Below are 19907 nucleotides of genomic sequence, written 5' to 3'. Positions count from 1 at the left end.
ACGATCGTAGACAGCTCAGTTGTGGGCGTGCAGCGGCTTCCCGGCAAGAGCCAGGTGCGCCTCGCCGAGCGCCTCGTTCTGGCTGGGGTGCGCGTGGATCAGCTGAGCGACCTCGGCCGGGAACGCCTCCCAGTTGACGATGAGGGAAGCCTCGCCGACCTGCTCGCTCATCCGCGCGCCGATCATGTGGACGCCGACCACCGGGCCGTCCTTGACCCGGACCAGCTTCACGAAGCCCTGCGTACCGAGGATCTTGCTCTTGCCGTTGCCCGCGAGGTTGTAGTTGTAGGTCGTGACGTTCTCCGCGCCGTGCTTCTCCTTGGCCTGCGCCTCGGTGATGCCGACGGAGGCGATCTCCGGGTCGCAGTAGGTCGCGCGCGGGATGCCCGACTCGACGAGCGCCACCGGGTTGAGCCCGGCGATCTCCTCGGCGACGAAGATGCCCTGGAGGAAGCCGCGGTGGGCCAGCTGCAGGCCGGGGACGATGTCGCCGACCGCGAAGACGTTGGGGAGGTTGGTACGCAGGCGGTCGTCGGTGAGCACGAACCCGCGCTCCATGCCTACGCCCTGCTCCTCGTAACCGGTGTTGGCAGTGGCCGGGCCCCGGCCGACGGCGACCAGGAGGACCTCGGCCTCCAGCGTCTCGCCGCCCGCGATGGTTACCTTCACGCCGCTGTCGGTCTTCTCGACCTTCTCGAACGGCTTGCCGGTCTTGAACGCGATGCCGCGCTTGCGGAACGACCGCTCGAGCTGCTTGGAGATGTCCTCGTCCTCGGCGGCGACCAGGCGGGGCAGCGCCTCCACGATGGTCACCTCCGCGCCGAACGACTTCCAGGCGCTGGCGAACTCGACGCCGATGACGCCGCCGCCGAGCACGATCGCGCTCGCGGGGACACGGTCCATCGTCAGGGCATGCTCACTGGCGATGACCCGCTCGCCGTCCAGCTCCAGGCCGGGCAGCGTCTTGGAGTAGGAGCCGGTGGCGAGCACCACGTTGCGGCCGGTGTACCGCTGGCCGTTCACCTCGACGGTGTCGCGGGAGACGAGCTTGCCGGTGCCCTCCACGTAGGTCACCTTGGCCGCCTTGACGAGGCCCTGCAGACCCTTGTAGAGACCGGCGACGACGCCGTCCTTGTACGCGTTGACGCCGCTCATGTCGACGCCGATCAGCTCCGCCTTCACCCCGAACGCGGCGGCCTCGCGAGTCTGGTCGGCGACCTCGCCGGCGTGCAGCAGTGCCTTCGTCGGAATGCATCCGCGGTGCAGACAGGTGCCGCCCAGCTTGTCCTTCTCGATCAGGGCGACGCTCAGGCCCAGCTGCGCCGCGCGCAACGCGGTCGCGTAACCACCGCTGCCACCGCCGAGAATCACCACATCGAACGTGTCGCTCACGTCATCTCCCACCGAGTGCGTCGCTGCCAGCCGGGCGGCTCTTCGTGAGAGCACACCCCACGCCGGTCATCTTGTCACTCGGCGGCCCACGCCGCGCACAGAGGTGCCCAAGGACACGTTACCCCCGCGTACTCTTGGACCTCTTCGACAACGGATCCGTCTTCGACAACGGATGAGGAGCGTCAGTGGGATGGCTTCGGCGGCTTCTCGACGGCGACCAGACGCCTTCGGGGAGCACCACCCGGCAGCAGCCGGTTGATTTGTCGCATCTTGAGTGGTTTGCCCGGAACAAGTACGGCGTCGAGGCGTACATCGAGCCGCAGACCACGGTGACTCAGACCACGGTGATCTTGATCGCGCACGACGGCGAGTGGACCCGCCGCCGGGTCGGCTCACCACAGGTCGCGTGGCGATGGGGCCGGTCGCTCAACATCCCGGTCTACGACGTCCACCTGACCGGCTATCCGCAACGGATGCGCGACTACAACGCCCGGCAGCGCCGGACGGCTTGAGCCCTTCATTCTCCGGATAGGGCGACGCTAGGCCGCGTTTATCCCGGGATAGCGGGGCCTTCGCGCGACGGAAAGCCGCGTTGTCCCGGGATGCGGCGCCCACGGCACCCGCGGCGCCCACGGCACCCGCGGCGCCCGCGGCGCCCGCGGCACCCGCTTCGACTGCGGCGACGCCAGCCCGCGTCATCCGGAGATAACGCGGCCTCCGCGCGAAGGAAGACCGCGTTATCCGGGATACCGCCACCGAGGAGTGGATCAGCCGTTGGCGGCGATGTCGTCGATGACGGCCAGCAGCGTACGCAGCGGAACCGCGGTGCCGCCCTTGGCGATGTAACCGTTGGTGTCGCTGGAGAACGACGGGCCGGCGATGTCGATGTGCGCCCAGTCGACGCCCTCGGTCACGAACTCACGCAGGAAGATGCCGCCCTGCAGCATGTGGCCTGAGCGCTCCATCCCGGCGCTGACCTGGAGGATGTCGGCGACCTCGGACTCCATCGTCTTGCGGATGTCGTCCGGCAGCGGCATCGGCCACGCCGCCTCGCCGACGGAGTCGCCGGCCGCCTTGATGCGGGCGGTAAGCGACTCGGTGCCCATCAGGCCGGACACTCGCTTGCCGAGCGCCACCACCTGACCGCCGGTGAGCGTCGAGGTCTCGAGCAGGTACTGCGGGGACTCCTCGCAGGCGCGGGCGATGGCGTCACCCAGGATCATGCGGCCCTCGGCGTCGGTGTTGAGCACCTCGACCCGCTTGCCGCCACGCATCGTGACGACGTCACCTGGCCGGTACGCCGAACCCGAGACCATGTTCTCGGCGATCGGAACATACGCGGTGACCTGCACGGACGGGCGCAGAGCGGCGATCGCGACCATCGCGCTGGCGACCGCGGCCGCACCCGCCATGTCGCTCTTCATCTCCCACATGCCCTGACCGGGCTTGATCGAGACGCCGCCGGTGTCGAACGTGATGCCCTTGCCGACGAGGGCCACCTTCACCGGGTCGGCGACACCCTCCGGGCGGTACGCGATGCGTACCAGCCGGGGTTCGGCGTCGGAGCCCTGGCCGACGGCGAGGATGCCGCCGTAGCCGCCGTCGATCAGCGCCGCCTCGTCGAGCACCTCGACGTCGAGCCCGGCGGCCTTGGCGACGTCGGCGATCTGCTCGGCCAGCACCGGCGGGCGCAGCTGGTTGGCGGGCGTGTTCACCCAGTCGCGGGTGCGGTAGACGGCGGCCGCCACGATCGCGGCGCGGTCGAGCTCGGCCTGGGCCGCCTCGTCCTTCGCATCCGCTACGAGGACGGAGATCGCGTCGACGGGGTCCTTGCGGCTGGGCTGCGGCTTGGACTTGTATCCCGCGAACTTGTACGCGCCCAGCTGCGCGCCTTCGACGACGGCTCGCAGCGACGGGGTGGCGGGAACGGAGTCGTCGTCCGACAGCGGCAGCGCGAACGCGACGTTGGCCGTCCCGGCGAGCGCACGGGCGGCGTTTCCTGCGGCGCGCCGCAGGGTCTCGGCGGCGGGCGCGGCCCCGGTCGGTTCCGGACCCAGGCCGACCGCCACGACGAGCGGAGCGGTGATCGCGCCCAGCGTGGCGAGTTTGGTGACCTCGCCGGCCGAACCGGTCGCCCCGAGCAGGCTCAGCGTGGCGCTCAGCCGCCCGTCGAACGCGGCGGCGACGCTCTGCGCGCCCGACGCCAGGAGGAGATCACGCGACTCGGCGTCCTCGCCGGGGCTGTGCACCCCGATGACGACGGCGTCCACGGCCAGCTCCGCGGGGTCGGTGTCGAACAAGCTCAGTGCGATAGAGGTGGTCACCCGGGTTCTCCGAATCACAGATTGATCCTGACCCTGCGACTCTAACCACATGTCGGGCACCGGGTAAGTTCGTCCCCATGTCTGACGTGACCAGCGACGCTCACCAGCCTCTCCGCCGCTCGCCCGCGCACGAGCGCCATGTGGCGCTGGGGGCCAAGTTCGCGCCCTTCGGCGGCTGGGAGATGCCGCTCGAGTACGCCGGTGGCGGCGTCCTGAAGGAGCACACCGCGGTCCGGGAGGCCGTCGGCGTGTTCGACGTGTCGCACCTCGGCAAGGCGCGCATCGCCGGACCGGGCGCCGCCGATTTCGTCAACGCGTGCCTGACCAACGACCTCAACCGGATCAAGCCGGGCAAGGCGCAGTACACGCTGTGCTGCGACAACCTGACCGGTGGCGTCGTCGACGACATCATCGCGTACCTGTTCGCCGACGATCACGTCTTCCTGATCCCGAACGCGGCGAACACGACCGAGGTCGTCCGCCGGCTGACCGCCGCCGCCCCGGCCGGGATCACGGTCACCAACGAGCACGAGGACTTCGCGGTCTTCGCCGTGCAGGGCCCCAAGTCGGCCGACCTGCTGGCCGCCCTCGGACTGCCGACCGAGCACGATTACATGAGCTTCGAGACCGCGACGCTGGCCGTCGGCGACAGCCTGGTCGAGCTGACCGTCTGCCGGACCGGCTACACCGGCGAGCACGGCTACGAACTGGTCGTCCCGGCCGCCCGGGCCGCCGAAGTGTGGGACGCCATCTTCGGTACGCCGATCGAAGCGCGCGCCTGCGGCCTCGCCGCCCGGGACACGCTGCGTACGGAGATGGGGTATCCGCTGCACGGGCAGGATCTGTCGCCCGAGATCAGCCCGGTCGAGGCGCGGTCGAGCTGGGCGGTCGGCTGGAACAAGCCGGAGTTCTGGGGCCGGGACGTGCTGCTGGCGGAGAAGGAGGCCGGCTCTGTGCGTACGCTGCGGGGCCTGGTCGCCACCGATCGGGGCATCCCGCGTCCGCACATGAGCGTCTACGTCGGCGACGACATCGTCGGCGAGATCACCAGCGGCACCTTCTCGCCGACCCGCAAGATCGGCATCGCGCTGGCCCTGATCGACGCCGCCGCCGGACTGGTCGAAGGCGACACCGTCGAGGTCGACATCCGGGGCCGCCGCTCGATCATGACCGTCACCCGGCCGCCGTTCGTGACCCCCTCGGTCCGCTAGGTCCGCTCCCGTCAGGCGCGCTGGATCAGGGTTCTGGGTCGTATTTTCGCTCAAGATTCGACCCAGAACCCTGATCCAGCGCGAAATCAGGTGCCGGCGAGGCGGTCCAGGTCCCGGCTGAGGTTCGGCAGAACCCAGTCGAGCACCCGCTGCTCCTCTTCCGGCGGGTAGCGCCGCACGGCGGGCTCGACCACCAGGATCAGCCACAGGTACACCCGATACAGGCACAGCCGGAGCTGCTCGTCGTCGGTCAGCGGCCGCCCGAGGTAGCCGTCGACGACCGCGTCGGCCTCGTCCTCGCCGCAGAACGTGATCAGCGAGACGAGCTCCAGGATCGGATCGGCGTATAGCGCCCGCTCGCCGTCGATGACGCCCTCGATCGCCCAGCCGTCGGGGTCGCGGCGGACGAAGATGTTGCCGTCCCACAGGTCGAAGTGGACCAACGCCGGCTCGGTCACCACGTCCAGCGCGGCTCCATGCCGCTCGAACAACGCCCGCACCTCGCTTACCGGCCGGGTCAGGTCACGCTCGAACTCCTCCGCGTCGGCCAGGATGTCCGCGATGATCGCCTGGAACGCCTCGCGCCAGCTGGCTGATCTGGTACGCCCATCGCGGCGCGGATACCCGAAGAACTCTCCGCGTACGCCGTTGAGCCGCGCGCTGAGTTCACCGATACGCCGCCGGACCGCCCGGATCTCCTCGGCGCTCATCTCCTTCTTCGCCTCGGAGAACAGGCTGCCCCCGAGCCTTTCCATGATCATGAAGCCGGTGTCGGGGTCGGCGTACCAGAGCCGGGGGAGCGGCACGCCGGCCGAAGCCGCCCGTTCGTAGAACTCGATCTCCGTACGCATCAGGTCGACCTCGTACCGCAGCTGACGCAGCGTCGGATCGGGGGCGACCTTGAGCACCACCTGCCGGCCGTCGGCGAGCGCCACACCGTACACGGCGGCGTAGAAGCCCTCGGTAAACTCGGCATGCGTGACGACCTCGGCGGCCGAGCCGAGACCGGCGCGGACGAACTCCCGGATGTCGTCGGGGGTCAGTCTGCGCTTGGTGATGCTCTCCATCGCGACATCATCAGCTGAGAGCGCTCCCAGCGGCAACCCCCGCGCCGGACGCGGTTCCATTAGCCTTCATCCATGAAGCGCCTTCACCCTCGCGGACCTGCTTTCTACGTTCTACATGGGCTCGTCGCACTCTTGTTGGTCCTCGACATCGCCGCATTCCTGCGCAAGCCGGCGACCGTCCTCGTCTTCCTCGGCGTCCTATTCCTCGTTCCGTTGATCCGGTCGCCCAGGTTGGGCGTGTATGCGGATGCCGAGCAGGTGAGAGTTCGCAACAGCGTCATCTCGCTCACGGTGCCCTGGTCGGAGGTCAGCGCCTTCGCGACCAGGCGGAGCCAGGCGTTCACGCCGAGGAAGGTGACGGAGGTGCTGTGGATCGATCTGCTGAGCGGGGAACGGTATCCGATGGTCGGAGTCTGGCGCCGGGACGAGATCGGCTTGGCGGATCCGCAGCTCGTGTCGGCGACGGCGGCGATGCAGCTGCTCCACCAGTTGGAAGAGCGACACCGGGCGGCAGTCGGGGAGATCGCCGTCGGCTAGGGTCGCCGGTATGGCGGTGACGTACGAGCAGCTCAAGCAGTGGGTTCTCGACCTGCCCGGCGGCGAGGAGGTCATGGTGGCCGAGTGGGGCCACCCGACGCTCCGGGTCAACGGCAAGATGTTCGCCTCGGGGTCGCCGGACAGTCCGACCTGCACGGTGAAGGCGAGCAAGGACGAGCAGGAGCAGCTGCTGGCCACCCAGCCTGACGTGTACGCTTTCGCCGCGTACGTGGGCCGGTTCGGCTGGGTTCAGGTGGACCTCGCGAAGGTGGATCCCGACGAACTGCACGAGCTCGTCGTCGAGGCGTGGCGGCGTACCGCTCCGAAGAAGCTGGTCAAGCAGTACGACGAAGCCCGATGACGGCTCGGCGGCCGGTGCTGGTCGGCATCGGGCTGCTCGCGGGCGTCATGTCGGCGCTGTTCGGCGTCGGTGGCGGCGCGGTCGTCGTCCCGGCGCTGGTCGCGTGGTGCGGGCGGGATCAGCGGCAGGCCGTCGCCACTTCGTTCCTCGCGATCGGCCCGCTGTCGCTCGCCGCCATGATCGGGTACGCCGTCCACGGCCAGGTCGACGTCGTCGTGGCTCTCCCGTTGATCGCCGGTTCCCTGATCGGGGCGTGGATCGGCACCCATCTGCTCACGAAGCTGCCGGTCGGCGTACTGCGCTGGATCTTCGCGGTCTTCGCGTTCGGCATGGCGATCCGGATGGCCTTCGGCACCGGCGAGGCGGCGGGAGCGGTCGATCACGGCTGGCGCTTGGTGTGGCTGGTCCCCGTCGCGATCGCGATCGGCGTGCTGGCCGCGTTGACCGGCGTCGGCGGCGGGGCGGCGATGGTGCCGCTGATGCAGCTGGGCTACGGCCTGTCCGCCGTCCTCGCCAAGGGGACGTCGTTGCTGGTGATCCTGCCGACCTCGGCGTTGGGCAGCTGGCGCAACCTCCGCAACGGATTGGGATCGCTGCCCGAGGCGCTCTGGATCGGCTGCTCCGGGATGCTCGCCGCGCTCGCGACAGCTCAGTTGTCCGTACGCCTCCCGCAGGCGGTGGCGGATCGCCTCTTCGCCGGCTTCCTCGTCTTCGTCGCCCTCCGCACCGTCTGGCCCCGCCGCGCCTGAGGCGAAGTCGATCAGTCTCGTAGGGAAACGATCAGGCCGCCCGGGACACGACACACCGGTGGATCATGCCCGATAGTTCATGATCGCGCGGAAAGAGGTTCATGATCGCGCGGAAAGGACGGGGGCGTCAGGCGGTACGCAGGGGAGTGGGCGGCAGCAGTCCGCATCGCCGGGCGGCGGCCCGCACCCGAGCGCTGATGACGCGTTGCTGATCCTGGCTCAGGTACGCCCGCGACCCGTACAGCGAACGGTAGCGGGGCAGCAGATGGGGGTGGTTGCGGGCGAGCCAGGCGGCATACCACTCCTTCGCCCCGGTACGCAGATGCAGCGGGATCGGCATCACTCCGGCCGCTCCCGCGGCCGCGATCGCCGAAACGGTCTCGCCGATCGACTCCTCGGTGTCGGTGAGCCCGGGCAGGATCGGTGCCATGAGGACGTTGACCTCGAATCCGGCGTCGGACAAGCGGCGCACCACGTCGAGGCGGCGCTGCGGGCTCGGCGTACCCGGTTCGACGGTGCGCCAGAGGGTTTCGTCGACGAAGCCGATGGACAGCGCGAGCCGGACCGTGGTCACCGCGGCGGCCTGCTTCAGGAGGTCGAGGTCGCGCAGGATCAACGTGCCCTTGGTCAGGATGGAGAACGGGTTCGCGAAGTCGCGCAACGCGGTCAGGATCTCGCGCATCAGCCCGTAGCGGCCCTCGGCCCGCTGATAGCAGTCCACATTGGTGCCCATGGCGATCGGCGCGCCGGTCCAGGACGGCCGGGCCAGTTCCCGGCGGAGCACCTGACCGGCGTTGACCTTGACGATTACCTTGCTGTCGAAGTCGTGCCCCGAGTCGAGGTCGAGGTAGGTGTGGGTGTTGCGGGCGAAGCAGTTGTGGCTGACCACCCCGTTGGCGATGAAGTCGCCCGAGCCGGTGGTGATGTCGAACAGGTTCTGCCGCTTCTCCAGCGGTTCGACGTGCACGACGTCGAGACCGCCGATGGAGCTCACGTACGCGCCCTCCAGCGGGCCGGCCGGCGGTTCCTGACCGAATCCGGCGAGCCGGTCGCCCTCGGCGACGTGCCGCCAGCCCTTCGTCGTGAGGAACCGGTGATCGCCGCTCGCCACGAGCTGGGTGCCGTCGGCCAGGGTCACCCGGAACGCGGGCTTGTACGCGATCCAGTGGTCGAGCACCTCGGTCACCGCGTAGCGGCGGCGCGACCCGAACCGGACGGTGCCGTAGACCTTGTCGCCGACCCGCAGCTCGGCCAGCGGACGGGTGTGGCCGTCGGCCATCAGGATCTGGGTATCGCCCGCGAGGCAGTAGACGCAGGCGTGCGAGCAGCCGCGATAGGGGTTGACCGTCCACTCGAACGGCACCTGCGACTGGCTGGGCACTCGGTTGAGCAGCGACTTGGCGTTGATCTCGTAGAACGTCATCCCGGCGAAGCCCGGCGTGTCGAACGTCCGTGCGACCGCGCCCGGTATGTCGAACAAACCCGGCTGCATCGGCGGCAGGGGTGGGGTCGCCGATGCAGCCGGAAACTCTGGGGAGGGTGAAGCTGAAGAAGCAGCTTGGCCGAGCCATCGCATACGTCGATTAGAACACGTGTTCTAGTGCAGGGTCAAGCCGATCAGGGCCGCCGTCACGGCGATCTCGGTCGCCGCGCCCAAGACGTCTCCGGTGATCCCGCCCAGTCGGCGTACCAGATGAAACAGGAGAAGAAGCACCGCGAGCAGGGCGAGGGCGACGGCGGCCGGGCCTTGCCACGGACGGCCCGGCACGGCGGGGATCGCGAGCGCTGCCACCGCGAGTGCGCTGAGCAGCGCGACCACCCGCGGCACCGTCCCCGCCACGAACGCGCCGAGCCCGTCCGGCCGGGCCGAGGGGATGCCCTGCGCGCAGGCCAGCGTGATGGCGCAGCGGCCGGCCGCGAACGCCGCAACCACCGTCCAGAAGGGAGCCTGAGCGAGCGTGAGTGTCTGGAGCAGCAGCGCCAGCACGAGCGCGACCACACCGAACGGGCCGACCTCGGGCGACTTCATGATGCGCAAGGCCCGCTCACGGTCGCGATAGGACCCGATGGCGTCCACAGTGTCCGCGAGCCCGTCCAGGTGCAGGCCACGGGTCAGCAGCGCGGCCAGACCCACGGTCAGCGCCCCGGCGATCGGCGCGGCGGTCACCTCGCGCAGACCCGCGAGCACCGCACCCAGCAGCGCCCCGAGCAGCGCGCCCAGCCAGGGCGCCAGGGCCATCGCCCGCCCGGCCACGCGCCGGTCCAGGACGCCGGTCCGGACCGGCGCGACCGTGAAAGTCGTCAGCGCCAGGCGTAGCGCGTCACTCCAGGCCGTCGGCGGCATCGATCTCCGCCTTCTCTTCCGCTTCTTCAGCTGGTACGCCGTCAGCCGTCTCCGGCAAGGTGGCCCGTCCGGTGGCGGGCGCCCCGGCAGCCATCGCGGTCTGGGCGAGGCTGATCGCGGATTGGACGATGGGCAGCGCAGCGAGCGCCGAGGAGCCTTCGCCCAGGCCGAGCCGCAGGTCGAGGAACGGATCGAGGCCGAGGACGTCGGCACCCTGGATCGTGGCCGGATCGCCACCCGCGTCGGGCAGCAGGCACCAGTGCCGCACCTGTCCGGCGAGATCCCGGGCGAGCAGGGCGGAAGCCACCCCGACCGGCCCGTCGATCATGACCGGCGTACGCCGTGCGGTCGCGCCCAGCAGCATGCCGACCGCGATGGCGAAGTCGACGCCACCGATGCGGGCCAGCAACGTCTTCGGCGACAGCGAGTCGTTGCGCAGCCGGCTCAGCGCATCGCGAGCGGCGGCGCAACGCTTCATCCACGAGTTGTCGTCCACCCGGCCGTCGGCGCTCACCCGGCGGCCGAGCAAGGCGGCGACCTCACCCGAGGTCATCGCCGAGACGAGGGTCGCCGCCACGGTGTCCGCACCCGCGCCGCAGGCGCCCAGCACGACGAGGTCGACCCCGGCGTCCACCGCCTCCTCGGCGAGCCGCCAGCCGTGGCGTAGCCCCGCCTCCACGGCCTCGGGCGTCGCCGCGTCGACCCATTCGATGTCACCCGCGGTCGCCGCGTCGACGACCTGGATGGTCGCCCCGGTACGCGCGGCCAGCAGCCCGATCGGGCCGGTGCCGGAGCGCGCCTGTGCGGCCCAGTGCGCGGAGTCGCCCGGCTCCACGCCGGCCGCGATGTTGCCCTCGTGGTCGGCGTACAGGAGCATCATGCGTACCGAGCGCCAGGGATGCGGCGTCGCCGTCCGCTGCGTCGCCGCGGCGAACTGGATCGGTTTGGCGAGCTTGCCGAAGCCCGAGCCTGGCAGGTCCAGCGCGGCGAGCCGGGCCTTGGCGTCCCGCTCGGCCTCCTCGTCCGGCAGCGGCAGCTCCATGTTGGCCTGGATGACCAGCCCGGTCGCGATCATCGGCAGCGCCATCGTCGGCGCGGTGAGCGCGCCCGGCGCCTCAGCGGAGTCGGGCTCCGCGACCGGCGTGATGACCTCCGGGACGTCCATCTCGACCGCCTGAGCGGGCTGCGAGGTGATCACCGGGCGGGCCGGCCGGCTCTCGGCCGCCGGAGCGCCTTGCGGTTTCAACCAGGTGGTCTGCCCGGCGATGACCAGGGCGACCTGTTCGGTGGCGTCCGCCACGATCTGGTTGATCTCCCCGACCAGATCGGCGAAGTCCGCGCCGGACTCCGTCGCGGGGACGAGGCTGAGCCCGACCTCCGGGCTGACGAGCACGACCTTGGCCGGGCACGCCGCGACCGAACGCCCGAGCGCGTCGATCCGCTCCCGGCGCTCCTCCTTGGTCAGCGGCAGCAGCCGGGTCGCCCAGCCACCGAGATCGTCGACGAGCAGCACCTCACCTGCTTCCGCCGTACGCAGCGCGACCAGCAGATCCGTGGAGTCCTCAAGCTCCTCGGTGGTCCACTCGGCCGGGCGCCGGGACTGGTGCGCCTCGATGCGCTGCTGCCATGCCTCGTCGGCGGGATCGGTCTGCGCCGTCGCCACGTAGCGCACCGGGCCGCCGGCCGCCGCCTCGGCGGCGAGCGTCTCGGCGAAGTCGGACTTGCCGGACCGGATGCCGCCCAGCACGAGCGTGGCCGTCCACTGGTCATGAGCCATGGCACGTAATCTAATGGCTTGTTGGTCTTGCCCGCAGCGAGGGAGGCACGGCGATGGCGTGGACATGGCGTTATGAGGACGCGGACGGCAAACCGGTCGAACACCCGGCCGAGTCGTTCGGCGGGCAGGCCGACGCCGAGTCTTGGCTGGGTCAGACCTGGAAAGAGGCGGTCGCGGCCGGTGCGGCCACCGCGATACTCGTCGAGGACGACCGGGTCGAGTACCGGATGAGCCTCCTCGCTCCGTAGCTTCCCGCGTTCGCTTCGCGCTCGGGTTATCGCGCTGGATCAGGGTTCCGGGTCGAATCTTGACCCAAGATTCGACCCGGAACCCTGATCCAGCGCTCACGTGTGGTGGATCTGGTGCCAACGGGGCGGGGTCAGGGGCGCTGCGCGGGCGACTGAGTCTGGCCGGGGTCGCGCTCGACGACCGGCTCCAGCACCTCGTCGATCGCCTTGAGCAGGTCCGCGCCGAGCTTGACGCCGGACGCCTTGACGGTGTCCCGGAGCTGCTCGGGCCGGGTCGCGCCGACGATCGCACTGGACACGTTCGGGTTCTGGAGCACCCAGGCCACCGCGAGCTGGGCCAGCGTGAGGTCGGCCTGCTCGGCGATCGGCTTGAGCTGCTGCACCCGGGTCAGCACGTCGTCGGCGAGCCACTTCTGGATGAAGTGCGAGTTGGTCTCGTCGGTCGCCCGGGAACCGGCGGGCGGCGGCTGGCCCGGCAGGTACTTGCCGGTCAGGACGCCCTGCGCCATCGGCGACCAGACGATCTGGCCGAGCCCCAGCTCCTCGGAGGTGGGGACGACCTCGGCCTCGATGACCCGCCAGAGCATGGAGTACTGCGGCTGCGAGGAGACGAGCGGGATGCGCAACTCGGTCGCGAGCGCGTGCGCCTGCCGGATCTGTTCGGCGGTCCACTCCGAGACGCCGATGTAGTGTGCCTTGCCCGCGTGGACGATGTCGGCGAACGCCACCATCGTCTCCTCGAGCGGCGTGCTGTAGTCGAAGCGGTGAGCCTGGTACAGGTCGACGTAGTCGGTCTGCAGACGGCGCAGCGACCCGTCGATCGACTCCATGACGTGCTTGCGGGACAGACCGCGGTCGTTGCGGCCCGGCCCGGTCGGCCAGTAGACCTTGGTGAAGATCTCCAGCCCCGCCCGGCGCTCGCCCTTGAGCGCGCGGCCCAGCACCTCCTCGGCGCGGGTCCCGGCGTACACGTCGGCGGTGTCGAAGGTCGTGATGCCGAGGTCGAGCGCTTCGCGTACGCACGCCTGCGCGGCCTCCTCCTCGACCTGAGAGCCGTGCGTGATCCAGTTGCCGTAGGAGATTTCACTGACGAGCAGGCCAGAGCGGCCGAGATGACGGAACTCCATGGCACCGACCCTATCGGGTCAGCTCCGCCGGACAGGTTCTCGGGTGAGCCGCCGGGAGGGCCGTCACAGCACCGGTTTGGTGTCCGCCAGCAGCCGGTCGATCTCCTCGATGACGGCGATGCGACTGCCCAGCTCCATGTCGATCAGGGGCCGGCCGCGCCGGTCGAGCGCGCCCCACTTGCCCTGCGGACTGGCGACCAGGAACGCGACCGGGTGGATGACCAGCGCCGGATGCACCGGCGGGACGACCATCTTCCCGGTCTTGTCGACGACGCCCTTGCGGCCGCCGTTGTCGACGATCGCCAGGCCCTCGTCGGTGAAGCCGTCGACGTAGCGGCCGTCGGTCAGCGCGGTGGCGAACGCCGCGAACTGCGTCGGCACCACGACCTTGCCGGTCTTGTCGACCGCGCCCCAACCGCCGCGGCGTACGGCGGCCACTCCGCGGCGGAACGGCCGCACGTCGTCGAAGCCGCCCGGGATCACGATCCGGTTCTTCTTGTCGATCGCCACCCAGCCACTGTGACCGTCCCGGGACACCCAGGCCAGGCCCTCGTTGAACGAGCCGACGCCGAGCCAGCCCGCCTGCGCGTCGATCAGGCGCAGCCCGGCCTCGTCGATCAGCTCCCAGGTCTCCGACTCCGGCCGGCGTACCCAGGCGACTCCGTCGCGGAACGGCTGGACGTCGGCGAACGCCGGGGTGATCCCGGTGGTGCCGGACGGATCCACGTAACCCCAGCACTGCTTCTTGTCGTCGAACTGCGGAATCGGCGGCTTGTGCACCCGCAGGATCTCGTCCCGCGTACGCGGATAGGGGCCCCAGCCGTTCTCGGCGACCTTGCGGAAGACGGCGTCGAGCGCGATCTCGGTTCGGGCCATCAACTCCGGGTCCTCGACCTTGCGCAGCTCAAGCGCCTTCTCGAAGTGGTTGCACGCCTCGATGTAGCGGCCCTGGTCGTAGCAGGACTTCCCGGCGTGCTCGTGCATCGTCGCGCGCAGCCGGTCGGGCAGCTCAGGCGAGTTCGCCTCGGCGAAGAGCTGGTCGGCGTCGGCGAAGTCGCCCCGCCACTGCATCACGTGCGCCAAGCGAGCCTGAGCGATCGCGATCCGGCGCAGCTCACCGGTCGCCTCGGCGTGCATCAGCGCCATCTTGGCGTCCGACAGCGCCTTGCTCAGGTCGCCGAGAATCCGGGAGACCACGGCGCGCAGGCTCAACAGCCGGGCGCGTACGGCGTTGTCGGTCGCCGGAGTGAGCTTGGTGGTCAGCCGATCCCGCAGCTCCCGCAGCAGATCGGGATCGTCGACGAGCTCGCGGAGGGTGTCATGGTGGAACCGCCACTCGATCGCGGCCAGCTCCTGCTCCGGGTCCGGCGTCTTCTCCTCGGCCGACGATTCCTCGGCGGACTCGGGCTCCTCGGGCGTCTCCGCAGCCGGGCTCGGCTCGACCTCGGCCGCCTGCTCCTCGGCCGCCGTCACGTCGGCCAGCGTCTTCGGGCGTACCAGTGGATGCAACATCGTCGGCGCGGACAGTGCCGGAGCCGCGCCGCTCGCACTGGCGGCGACCGGAAGCACGGTGTCGGGCGTGGCCACCGCGGCGGGCGAGACCGGCGCGTCCGAGCCGTCCTGGTCGGTCGGTGCGGCACTGACCGGTACGCCACTGGCCGGAGCGGCGCTGGTCGGAGCCGCGCTGACCGGGACGGCACTCACTGGAGCGGCGCTCGCGGGCACCGCGCTAATGGGCGCGGCGCTGGTGGGGACGGCGCTGACCGGCGGCGGGGCGCTGACCGGCGACGCGACGTTTGCGGGCGGCGCGCTCGGCGGAGCGGACATCGGGGGAGCCGACATCGGCGGCGCGGCAGCTGCCTGCGGCACCGCTGCTGAACCGTGCGCGGCCCGTCCCGGCTGGCCGTAGACCTGACCTTGCTGGCCCGATTGGACTGGCTGGCCGTGCGGCTGCCCCTGACCGGGCTGGCCCTGGCCTTGACCCGGCTGGCCCTGCGGCTGGCTGTGGCCCGGCTGCGCGTGTCCGGGCTGGCCCTGACCTTGCGGCTGGCCCGGCTGTCCGGGCTGGCCCTGGCCCGGTCCCGGCTGGCCTGGTCCTTGCGGCTGACCCGGCTGACCGGGCTGACCCGGCTGACCGAATCCAGGCTGGCCGGGGCCTTGCGGCGCGCGGCCGTAGCCGGGCTGGCCAGGCGGCGGCCCGTATTGCGGTCCCTGCGGCGGTTGCCCGTGACCCGGCCCCATACCGGGCTGTCCCGGCTGACCGTGACCGGGTTGGCCGGGCTGTCCGGGGCCGGGCTGGCCGACACCGGGCTGGCCGGGCTGTCCCGGACCCTGCGGTTGCCCGGGGCCTTGCGGTCCGCGGCCGTAGCCGGGCTGGCCAGGCGGCGGCCCGTACTGCGGTCCCTGCGGCGGTTGCCCGTGCGGGGGCTGCGGTCCACCGGGCGGGAACTGGCCCGGCGGGAACTGTCCTTGCGGGCCGTAGCCGGGCTGGGCGAAGCCGGCTGCCGGATGCTGGTGCTGACCGGGCTGCGGCGGTTGCCCCTGGTGGTGCGGCTGACCTGGATGTTGCCCGTGCCCGTTCGGGCCGGGCTGCCCGCCCGGCGGGAACGGCTGCGCCGTCCCGGTGGCCCGGGGCGGGAACGGTCCTGGTGGGGTGGCCTGGCCGCGCGCCTGCGGATCGGTGTTCTCCTCGGTCTGGCGCGGAGCGGGCACCTTCGACCACGGCGAGGTCGGCGAGCCAGCCCAAGCTGGGACGTCCGAACCGGGCCGGTCGTTGGTGCGCTCGATGGTCACGCCACACCTCGTGAAGATCGGGTCGCCGGGGGCCCGGCGAAATCGGCTGTCCCGCCGCTCTCTGACGACGATAGGGTCACCCCGGCCGGCAGAGAAGATGCGGTTGCAACGGGAGGGTACGGCGTGCCGAATGTCACCGCCACTGTGGCTCGGGTACCTTTCCGAAACTTCTCCGAAGTGGTGGGACGATTCGGGGCATTAGCGGCAATCGGCTTCCGTCGCTACGCGACCTATCGGCAGGCCGCCCTCGCCTCCCTGGCGACCAACACGATGTTCGGGTTCCTGCGGTCCTACGTCCTGCTCGCGGTCTCGGCCGGAACGGGGATGGCGGCCGGCTACTCCACCGAGCAGCTGCTGACCTTCGTCTGGCTCGGCCAGGGCCTCCTCGGCGTCGTCCAGCTCTGGGGCTGGACCGAGCTGGCCGACCGCATCCGCAGCGGCGACGTCGTGATGGATCTGTTACGCCCACAGCGCGCGCTGACCACCTATCTCGCCCAGGATCTCGGCCGCGCCGGGCTGGCCATGCTCATCCGGTTCGCCCCGCCGCTGATCGTGGCGAGCCTCGTCTTCGGCCTGGCCGCGCCGCAGCACCTCTGGACCTATCCGCTCGGACTGCTCTCCATCCTGCTGTCGGTCGTCGTGTGTTTCTGCTGCCGCTACCTGGTGAACGCTTGTGCGTACTGGTTGCTCGACAACCGGGGGCCCATGATGTTGTGGCTGTTCTGCTCGGGGTTGCTGGGCGGCCTGTACTTCCCGCTGCACTTCCTGCCGGAGCCGCTGATGTGGACCCTCTGGGTGGCGACGCCTTTCCCGTCCCTGCTGCAAGCGCCGCTCGACGTCATCTCCGAGTACGCCGGACAGCCCGGACCGTTCCTGATCGTCGGACTGCAACTGTGGTGGGCCGGGCTGCTGATCGGCGCCTGCGAGCTCGTCCAGCGCCGGGCCGAGCGGAAGCTGGTGGTGCAAGGTGGCTGACCGGCCCTATCTCGCGCTCGCCGCCGCCCAGGTACGCAGCCAGGCGTCATACCGGCTGTCGTTCTGGCTCGACATGGCGGGGAATCTGGTCGTGCTCTCCGCCGATCTGCTGGCGCTCCTGGTGATGTTCCAGGTCACCGACGACCTCGGCGGCTTCACCCGGCCGCAGGTGCTGGTGATGTTCGGGATCACCGCGGTCGCCTTCTCGCTGGCCGATCTGGCGGTCGGCAACATCGAGCGCATCCGCGTCTACGTCCGGACCGGGACGCTGGACACCGTGCTGGTGCGGCCGTTGGGCGTACTCGGGCAGTTGCTCGCGGTGGATTTCAGCATCCGGCGGTTGAGCCGGATCGTGTACGGGTCGGTCATCCTCGGCGTCGCGCTGCATCTCGCCGGCATCTCCTGGACGCCGGGCAAGGTTCTGCTGCTCGCCGTCGCGCTGGTCTCGGGGGCGCTCTTCTTCTCGGCGGTCTTCGTCGCCACGGCGACTGTCGCCTTCTGGTGGATCGAGTCCGGCGAACTCGGCAACATCGTCACCTATGGCGGCCGCGATTTCACCTCGTATCCGCTGCCCATCTACGGGGCCTGGTTCCGGCGGCTCTTCGGCTTCGTGCTGGGACTCGGCTTCATCTCCTACTATCCGGCGCTGGTCCTGCTGGGCGAGCCGGACCCGGTCGGGCTGCCGGCCTGGACCGGCTGGGCCGCCCCGCTGACCGGCCCGCTCGCCGCCGTCGTCGCGGCGCTCATCTGGCGTACCGGAGTCCGGCATTACAGGAGCACGGGATCATGACAGTCATCAAGGTTCGCTCGCTCAGCAAGCACTTCACGGTACGCAAGAAGGTGGGCCGCTTCCGCCGGGAAGCCACCGAAGTACGCGCGGTGGACGGCGTCGACCTGACCGTGGAACGCGGGGAACTGCTCGGTTACCTCGGTCCCAACGGCGCGGGGAAGTCCACGACGCTGAAGATGCTGACCGGCGTACTCACGCCTAGCGGGGGCGAACTGAGCGTGTGCGGGCTGACCCCGGTGCCGCAACGGCGCAAGCTCGCCGCTCAGATCGGCGTCGTCTTCGGCCAACGGTCGGCGCTCCAGTGGGACCTGCCGCTGCGGGAGTCGTTCACGTTGCTGCGCCACGTCTATCGCGTACCAGTGAGTGATCATGAAGCGGCCTTGCGCCGCTGCCGGAGCCTGCTGGACCTGGACGCCTTCCTGGACACCCCGGTCCGTCAGCTGTCGCTCGGGCAGCGGATGCGGGGTGAGCTGACCGCGGCGCTGCTGCACCGGCCGCAGGTGATCTTCCTCGACGAGCCGACGATCGGGCTCGACGTGCTGAGCAAGCAGGCGGTGCGGGAGTTCCTCGGTGAACTCGGCGCGCGCGGCGACACGACGATCGTCTTGACGACGCACGACCTGGCCGACATCGAGCGGCTCTGCCGGCGGATCGTGGTCATCGACCACGGCCGGGTCGTCCACGACGGCTCGCTGACCGAACTGCACGCGCGCTACGGCTCGCGCCGCCGCGTCACGGTCGACTTCGCCGCCGCCGTGACCGGGCTCTCCGTCGAGGTGCCCGGCGTCACCCTGGAACGGGTCGAGGGGGCTCGCGTCGAGTTCGCGCTGGACAGCACGGCCGAGGTCGGCGACCTGCTGGCCCGGCTCGTCGCGGTCGGCGGCCTGCGGGACGTGACCATCGCCGAACCCGAGATCGAAGATGTGATCTCGCGCCTTTACACCTCGCAGTCACCCTCCTCCGTCGGGTAGCCTTGCCGAGTTCAGGGCCGTAAGGGGCGTACCGGTTGGGTGGGACGGTGCGCGAAGACTCTTACTTCGGAGCCCTCGCTTGTCTCGCTATCGCGCGCTGGTCCAGACCGCCGGACCGTTCTTCCTCGTCATGGCGTTCTTCGCGCGCCTACCGGCCGCCATGGGTCCGCTCGGTGTGGTCACCCTCGTCGCCGTCTCCACCGGCAGCTTCGCCGTCGCCGGTGCGGTCGCGGCCGCGTTCGGGCTGGGTGCGGCGGTGGGCGGCCCGATCGTGGGCGCCCTCGCCGACCGCCACGGGCAGCGTCTCGTCGGCGTCACGGCCGCGGTGATCGACGCGATGGCGCTGGCCGCCGTGGTGCTCGCGGTCACCTTCGACGCGGCACCCGTCGTGGTCGCGCTGGTCGCCGCGCTCGCGGGCTTCGCGAATCCCCAGGTGGGTCCACTTGTACGCGTCAGGTGGGCGGGCTTGTTCAGTGACCCGAGCCGCAGCCGGACGTTGCCCACCGCGTTCTCCTACGAAGGTGCGGCCGACGAACTGTCCTACATGGCCGGTCCGGCCCTGGTCGGAATCATCGCGCTCGCCGGGCCGCCGGGACTGCCGCTGATCGTCGCCGCCGGACTTCTGCTCGTGGCGGCGATCCCGTTCGCACTGCACCGAACCGCCGTTCCACCCGTACGCGCCGCCGCTCCGTCGCACCGCCGCGACCGGCTGCCGAAGGGCGCGGTTGCGTTGCTGGTGGCGGCGATGGCCGTCATCGGCGTGCTCTTCGGCGCCACCCAGACCGGCGTCATGGCGTACGCGGAGGAGTCGGGTATGCCGGGCGCAGCCGGGCTGATCTACGCAGTACTCGGCGTAGGCAGCGCAGCGGCCGGAGTAGCCACCGCGTGGCTGCCCGCCCGGTGGGGCCCGATCCTGCGGTACGCCACGGCCGCAGTCGCCCTCGCCGGAGGTGCGATCGCGCTCGCCTTCCTCGGCACTTCGTTGACCAGCGTACTGGTGGCGATGGCAGTGCTCGGCGTCGTCAGCGCGCCGTACTTGATCGCGGTCAACGCCCTGGCCAGCGCGATCGGGCCCGCCCGGCGCGCGTCGGCGGTCATGACGCTGGTCGCCTCCGGTGTCGTGGCCGGGGTCGCCGCCGGGGCTGCCGTGGCCGGCCGGCTCGCCGACGCCTACGGCTATGGCGGCGCCTTCGCTGTTCCCGCCTTCGCCTCGCTCGCCGGGCTTGCGCTCGCCGCCGCCT

Annotated in this window: 19 protein-coding genes; 11 read left to right on the top strand and 8 right to left on the bottom strand. The window is 70.6% G+C overall.

Annotated elements, in window-relative coordinates; genetic code table 11:
• Window positions 1-15: 15 nt before the first annotated feature.
• A complete protein-coding gene (gene lpdA, locus HOV77_RS17760; RefSeq protein WP_290863518.1) occupies window positions 16-1392 on the bottom strand; it encodes a dihydrolipoyl dehydrogenase in 1377 nt (458 codons plus the stop codon).
• A 260-nt stretch (window positions 1393-1652) separates the two neighbouring features.
• Between lpdA and HOV77_RS17755 the strand changes: the two genes are divergently transcribed.
• Entirely contained in the window at window positions 1653-1904 is a 252-nt protein-coding gene (locus HOV77_RS17755) for a hypothetical protein (RefSeq protein WP_290863537.1), read from the top strand.
• 255 nt (window positions 1905-2159) lie between these two features.
• Here HOV77_RS17755 and HOV77_RS17750 read toward each other — a convergent pair whose 3' ends face one another.
• Window positions 2160-3716, bottom strand: coding sequence for a leucyl aminopeptidase (locus tag HOV77_RS17750; RefSeq protein WP_290863517.1), 1557 nt, complete (start codon window positions 3714-3716; stop codon window positions 2160-2162).
• A 77-nt stretch (window positions 3717-3793) separates the two neighbouring features.
• On the opposite strand from HOV77_RS17750, the gene gcvT reads away from it, so the two are divergent.
• Window positions 3794-4927, top strand: coding sequence for a glycine cleavage system aminomethyltransferase GcvT (gcvT, locus tag HOV77_RS17745; protein WP_290863516.1), 1134 nt, complete (start codon window positions 3794-3796; stop codon window positions 4925-4927).
• A gap of 86 nt (window positions 4928-5013) precedes the next feature.
• Here the strand turns inward: gcvT and HOV77_RS17740 are convergent, their stop codons facing one another.
• The gene (locus tag HOV77_RS17740) at window positions 5014-5994 is read right to left on the bottom strand and encodes an aminoglycoside phosphotransferase family protein (RefSeq protein WP_290863515.1); all 981 of its coding nucleotides are present in this window, start codon (window positions 5992-5994) and stop codon (window positions 5014-5016) included.
• 72 nt (window positions 5995-6066) lie between these two features.
• Between HOV77_RS17740 and HOV77_RS17735 the strand changes: the two genes are divergently transcribed.
• The 3 genes from HOV77_RS17735 to HOV77_RS17725 are packed head-to-tail and all read left to right on the top strand — an operon-like array spanning window position 6067 to window position 7641.
• The gene (locus HOV77_RS17735) at window positions 6067-6531 is read left to right on the top strand and encodes a hypothetical protein (RefSeq protein ID WP_290863514.1); all 465 of its coding nucleotides are present in this window, start codon (window positions 6067-6069) and stop codon (window positions 6529-6531) included.
• Between the two features lie 10 nt (window positions 6532-6541).
• Complete coding sequence (locus HOV77_RS17730; protein ID WP_290863513.1) at window positions 6542-6892, top strand: MmcQ/YjbR family DNA-binding protein; 351 nt, start codon at window positions 6542-6544, stop codon at window positions 6890-6892.
• Window positions 6889-7641 carry a sulfite exporter TauE/SafE family protein gene (locus HOV77_RS17725; RefSeq protein ID WP_290863512.1) on the top strand — a complete coding sequence of 251 codons (753 nt, stop codon included), beginning with the start codon at window positions 6889-6891 and terminating at the stop codon, window positions 7639-7641. The genes HOV77_RS17730 and HOV77_RS17725 overlap by 4 nt, the downstream gene beginning before the upstream one ends.
• Window positions 7642-7768: 127 nt before the next feature.
• Here the strand turns inward: HOV77_RS17725 and HOV77_RS17720 are convergent, their stop codons facing one another.
• Genes HOV77_RS17720 through HOV77_RS17710 form a run of 3 tightly spaced genes read right to left on the bottom strand, consistent with a single transcriptional unit; the run spans window position 7769 to window position 11762 of the window.
• Window positions 7769-9217, bottom strand: coding sequence for an Rv2578c family radical SAM protein (locus HOV77_RS17720; RefSeq protein WP_290863511.1), 1449 nt, complete (start codon window positions 9215-9217; stop codon window positions 7769-7771).
• Between the two features lie 21 nt (window positions 9218-9238).
• Window positions 9239-9985 (bottom strand): adenosylcobinamide-GDP ribazoletransferase, encoded by a 747-nt coding sequence (locus HOV77_RS17715; RefSeq protein ID WP_290863510.1) that lies wholly within the window; start codon window positions 9983-9985, stop codon window positions 9239-9241.
• Window positions 9963-11762 carry a bifunctional adenosylcobinamide kinase/adenosylcobinamide-phosphate guanylyltransferase gene (locus tag HOV77_RS17710; RefSeq protein WP_290863509.1) on the bottom strand — a complete coding sequence of 600 codons (1800 nt, stop codon included), beginning with the start codon at window positions 11760-11762 and terminating at the stop codon, window positions 9963-9965. Before HOV77_RS17710 ends, HOV77_RS17715 begins: the two co-directional genes overlap by 23 nt.
• 53 nt (window positions 11763-11815) lie before the next feature.
• Between HOV77_RS17710 and HOV77_RS17705 the strand changes: the two genes are divergently transcribed.
• Window positions 11816-12010, top strand: coding sequence for a hypothetical protein (locus tag HOV77_RS17705; RefSeq protein WP_290863508.1), 195 nt, complete (start codon window positions 11816-11818; stop codon window positions 12008-12010).
• Between the two features lie 131 nt (window positions 12011-12141).
• On the opposite strand, the gene HOV77_RS17700 is transcribed toward HOV77_RS17705, so the two are convergent.
• Together HOV77_RS17700 and HOV77_RS17695 are read right to left on the bottom strand one after the other, a co-directional pair.
• Entirely contained in the window at window positions 12142-13137 is a 996-nt protein-coding gene (locus HOV77_RS17700; protein ID WP_290863507.1) for an aldo/keto reductase family protein, read from the bottom strand.
• A gap of 63 nt (window positions 13138-13200) precedes the next feature.
• Window positions 13201-14724 carry a WG repeat-containing protein gene (locus HOV77_RS17695; protein ID WP_290863506.1) on the bottom strand — a complete coding sequence of 508 codons (1524 nt, stop codon included), beginning with the start codon at window positions 14722-14724 and terminating at the stop codon, window positions 13201-13203.
• Here HOV77_RS17695 and HOV77_RS17690 point away from each other — a divergent pair.
• From HOV77_RS17690 to HOV77_RS17670, 5 genes are all read left to right on the top strand, one after another.
• The gene (locus HOV77_RS17690) at window positions 14717-15046 is read left to right on the top strand and encodes a pentapeptide repeat-containing protein (RefSeq protein ID WP_290863505.1); all 330 of its coding nucleotides are present in this window, start codon (window positions 14717-14719) and stop codon (window positions 15044-15046) included. The genes HOV77_RS17695 and HOV77_RS17690 overlap by 8 nt on opposite strands.
• A complete protein-coding gene (locus HOV77_RS17685; protein ID WP_290863504.1) occupies window positions 15019-16905 on the top strand; it encodes an ABC-2 family transporter protein in 1887 nt (628 codons plus the stop codon). The genes HOV77_RS17690 and HOV77_RS17685 overlap by 28 nt, the downstream gene beginning before the upstream one ends.
• On the top strand, window positions 16898-17695 hold the full coding sequence (locus tag HOV77_RS17680) for an ABC-2 family transporter protein (protein WP_290863503.1): 798 nt from the start codon (window positions 16898-16900) through the stop codon (window positions 17693-17695). Before HOV77_RS17685 ends, HOV77_RS17680 begins: the two co-directional genes overlap by 8 nt.
• Entirely contained in the window at window positions 17692-18666 is a 975-nt protein-coding gene (locus HOV77_RS17675; RefSeq protein ID WP_290863502.1) for an ATP-binding cassette domain-containing protein, read from the top strand. Before HOV77_RS17680 ends, HOV77_RS17675 begins: the two co-directional genes overlap by 4 nt.
• Window positions 18667-18745: 79 nt before the next feature.
• The coding region (locus HOV77_RS17670; RefSeq protein WP_290863501.1) for an MFS transporter at window positions 18746-19907 on the top strand (1162 nt) is incomplete at its 3' end.

The sequence above is a fragment of the Hamadaea sp. genome, assembly GCF_013362815.1.
GTDB lineage: Bacteria > Actinomycetota > Actinomycetes > Mycobacteriales > Micromonosporaceae > Hamadaea.
Note: the sequence above shows the minus strand (reverse complement) of the source record. Positions and strands in the feature narration are given on the sequence as shown.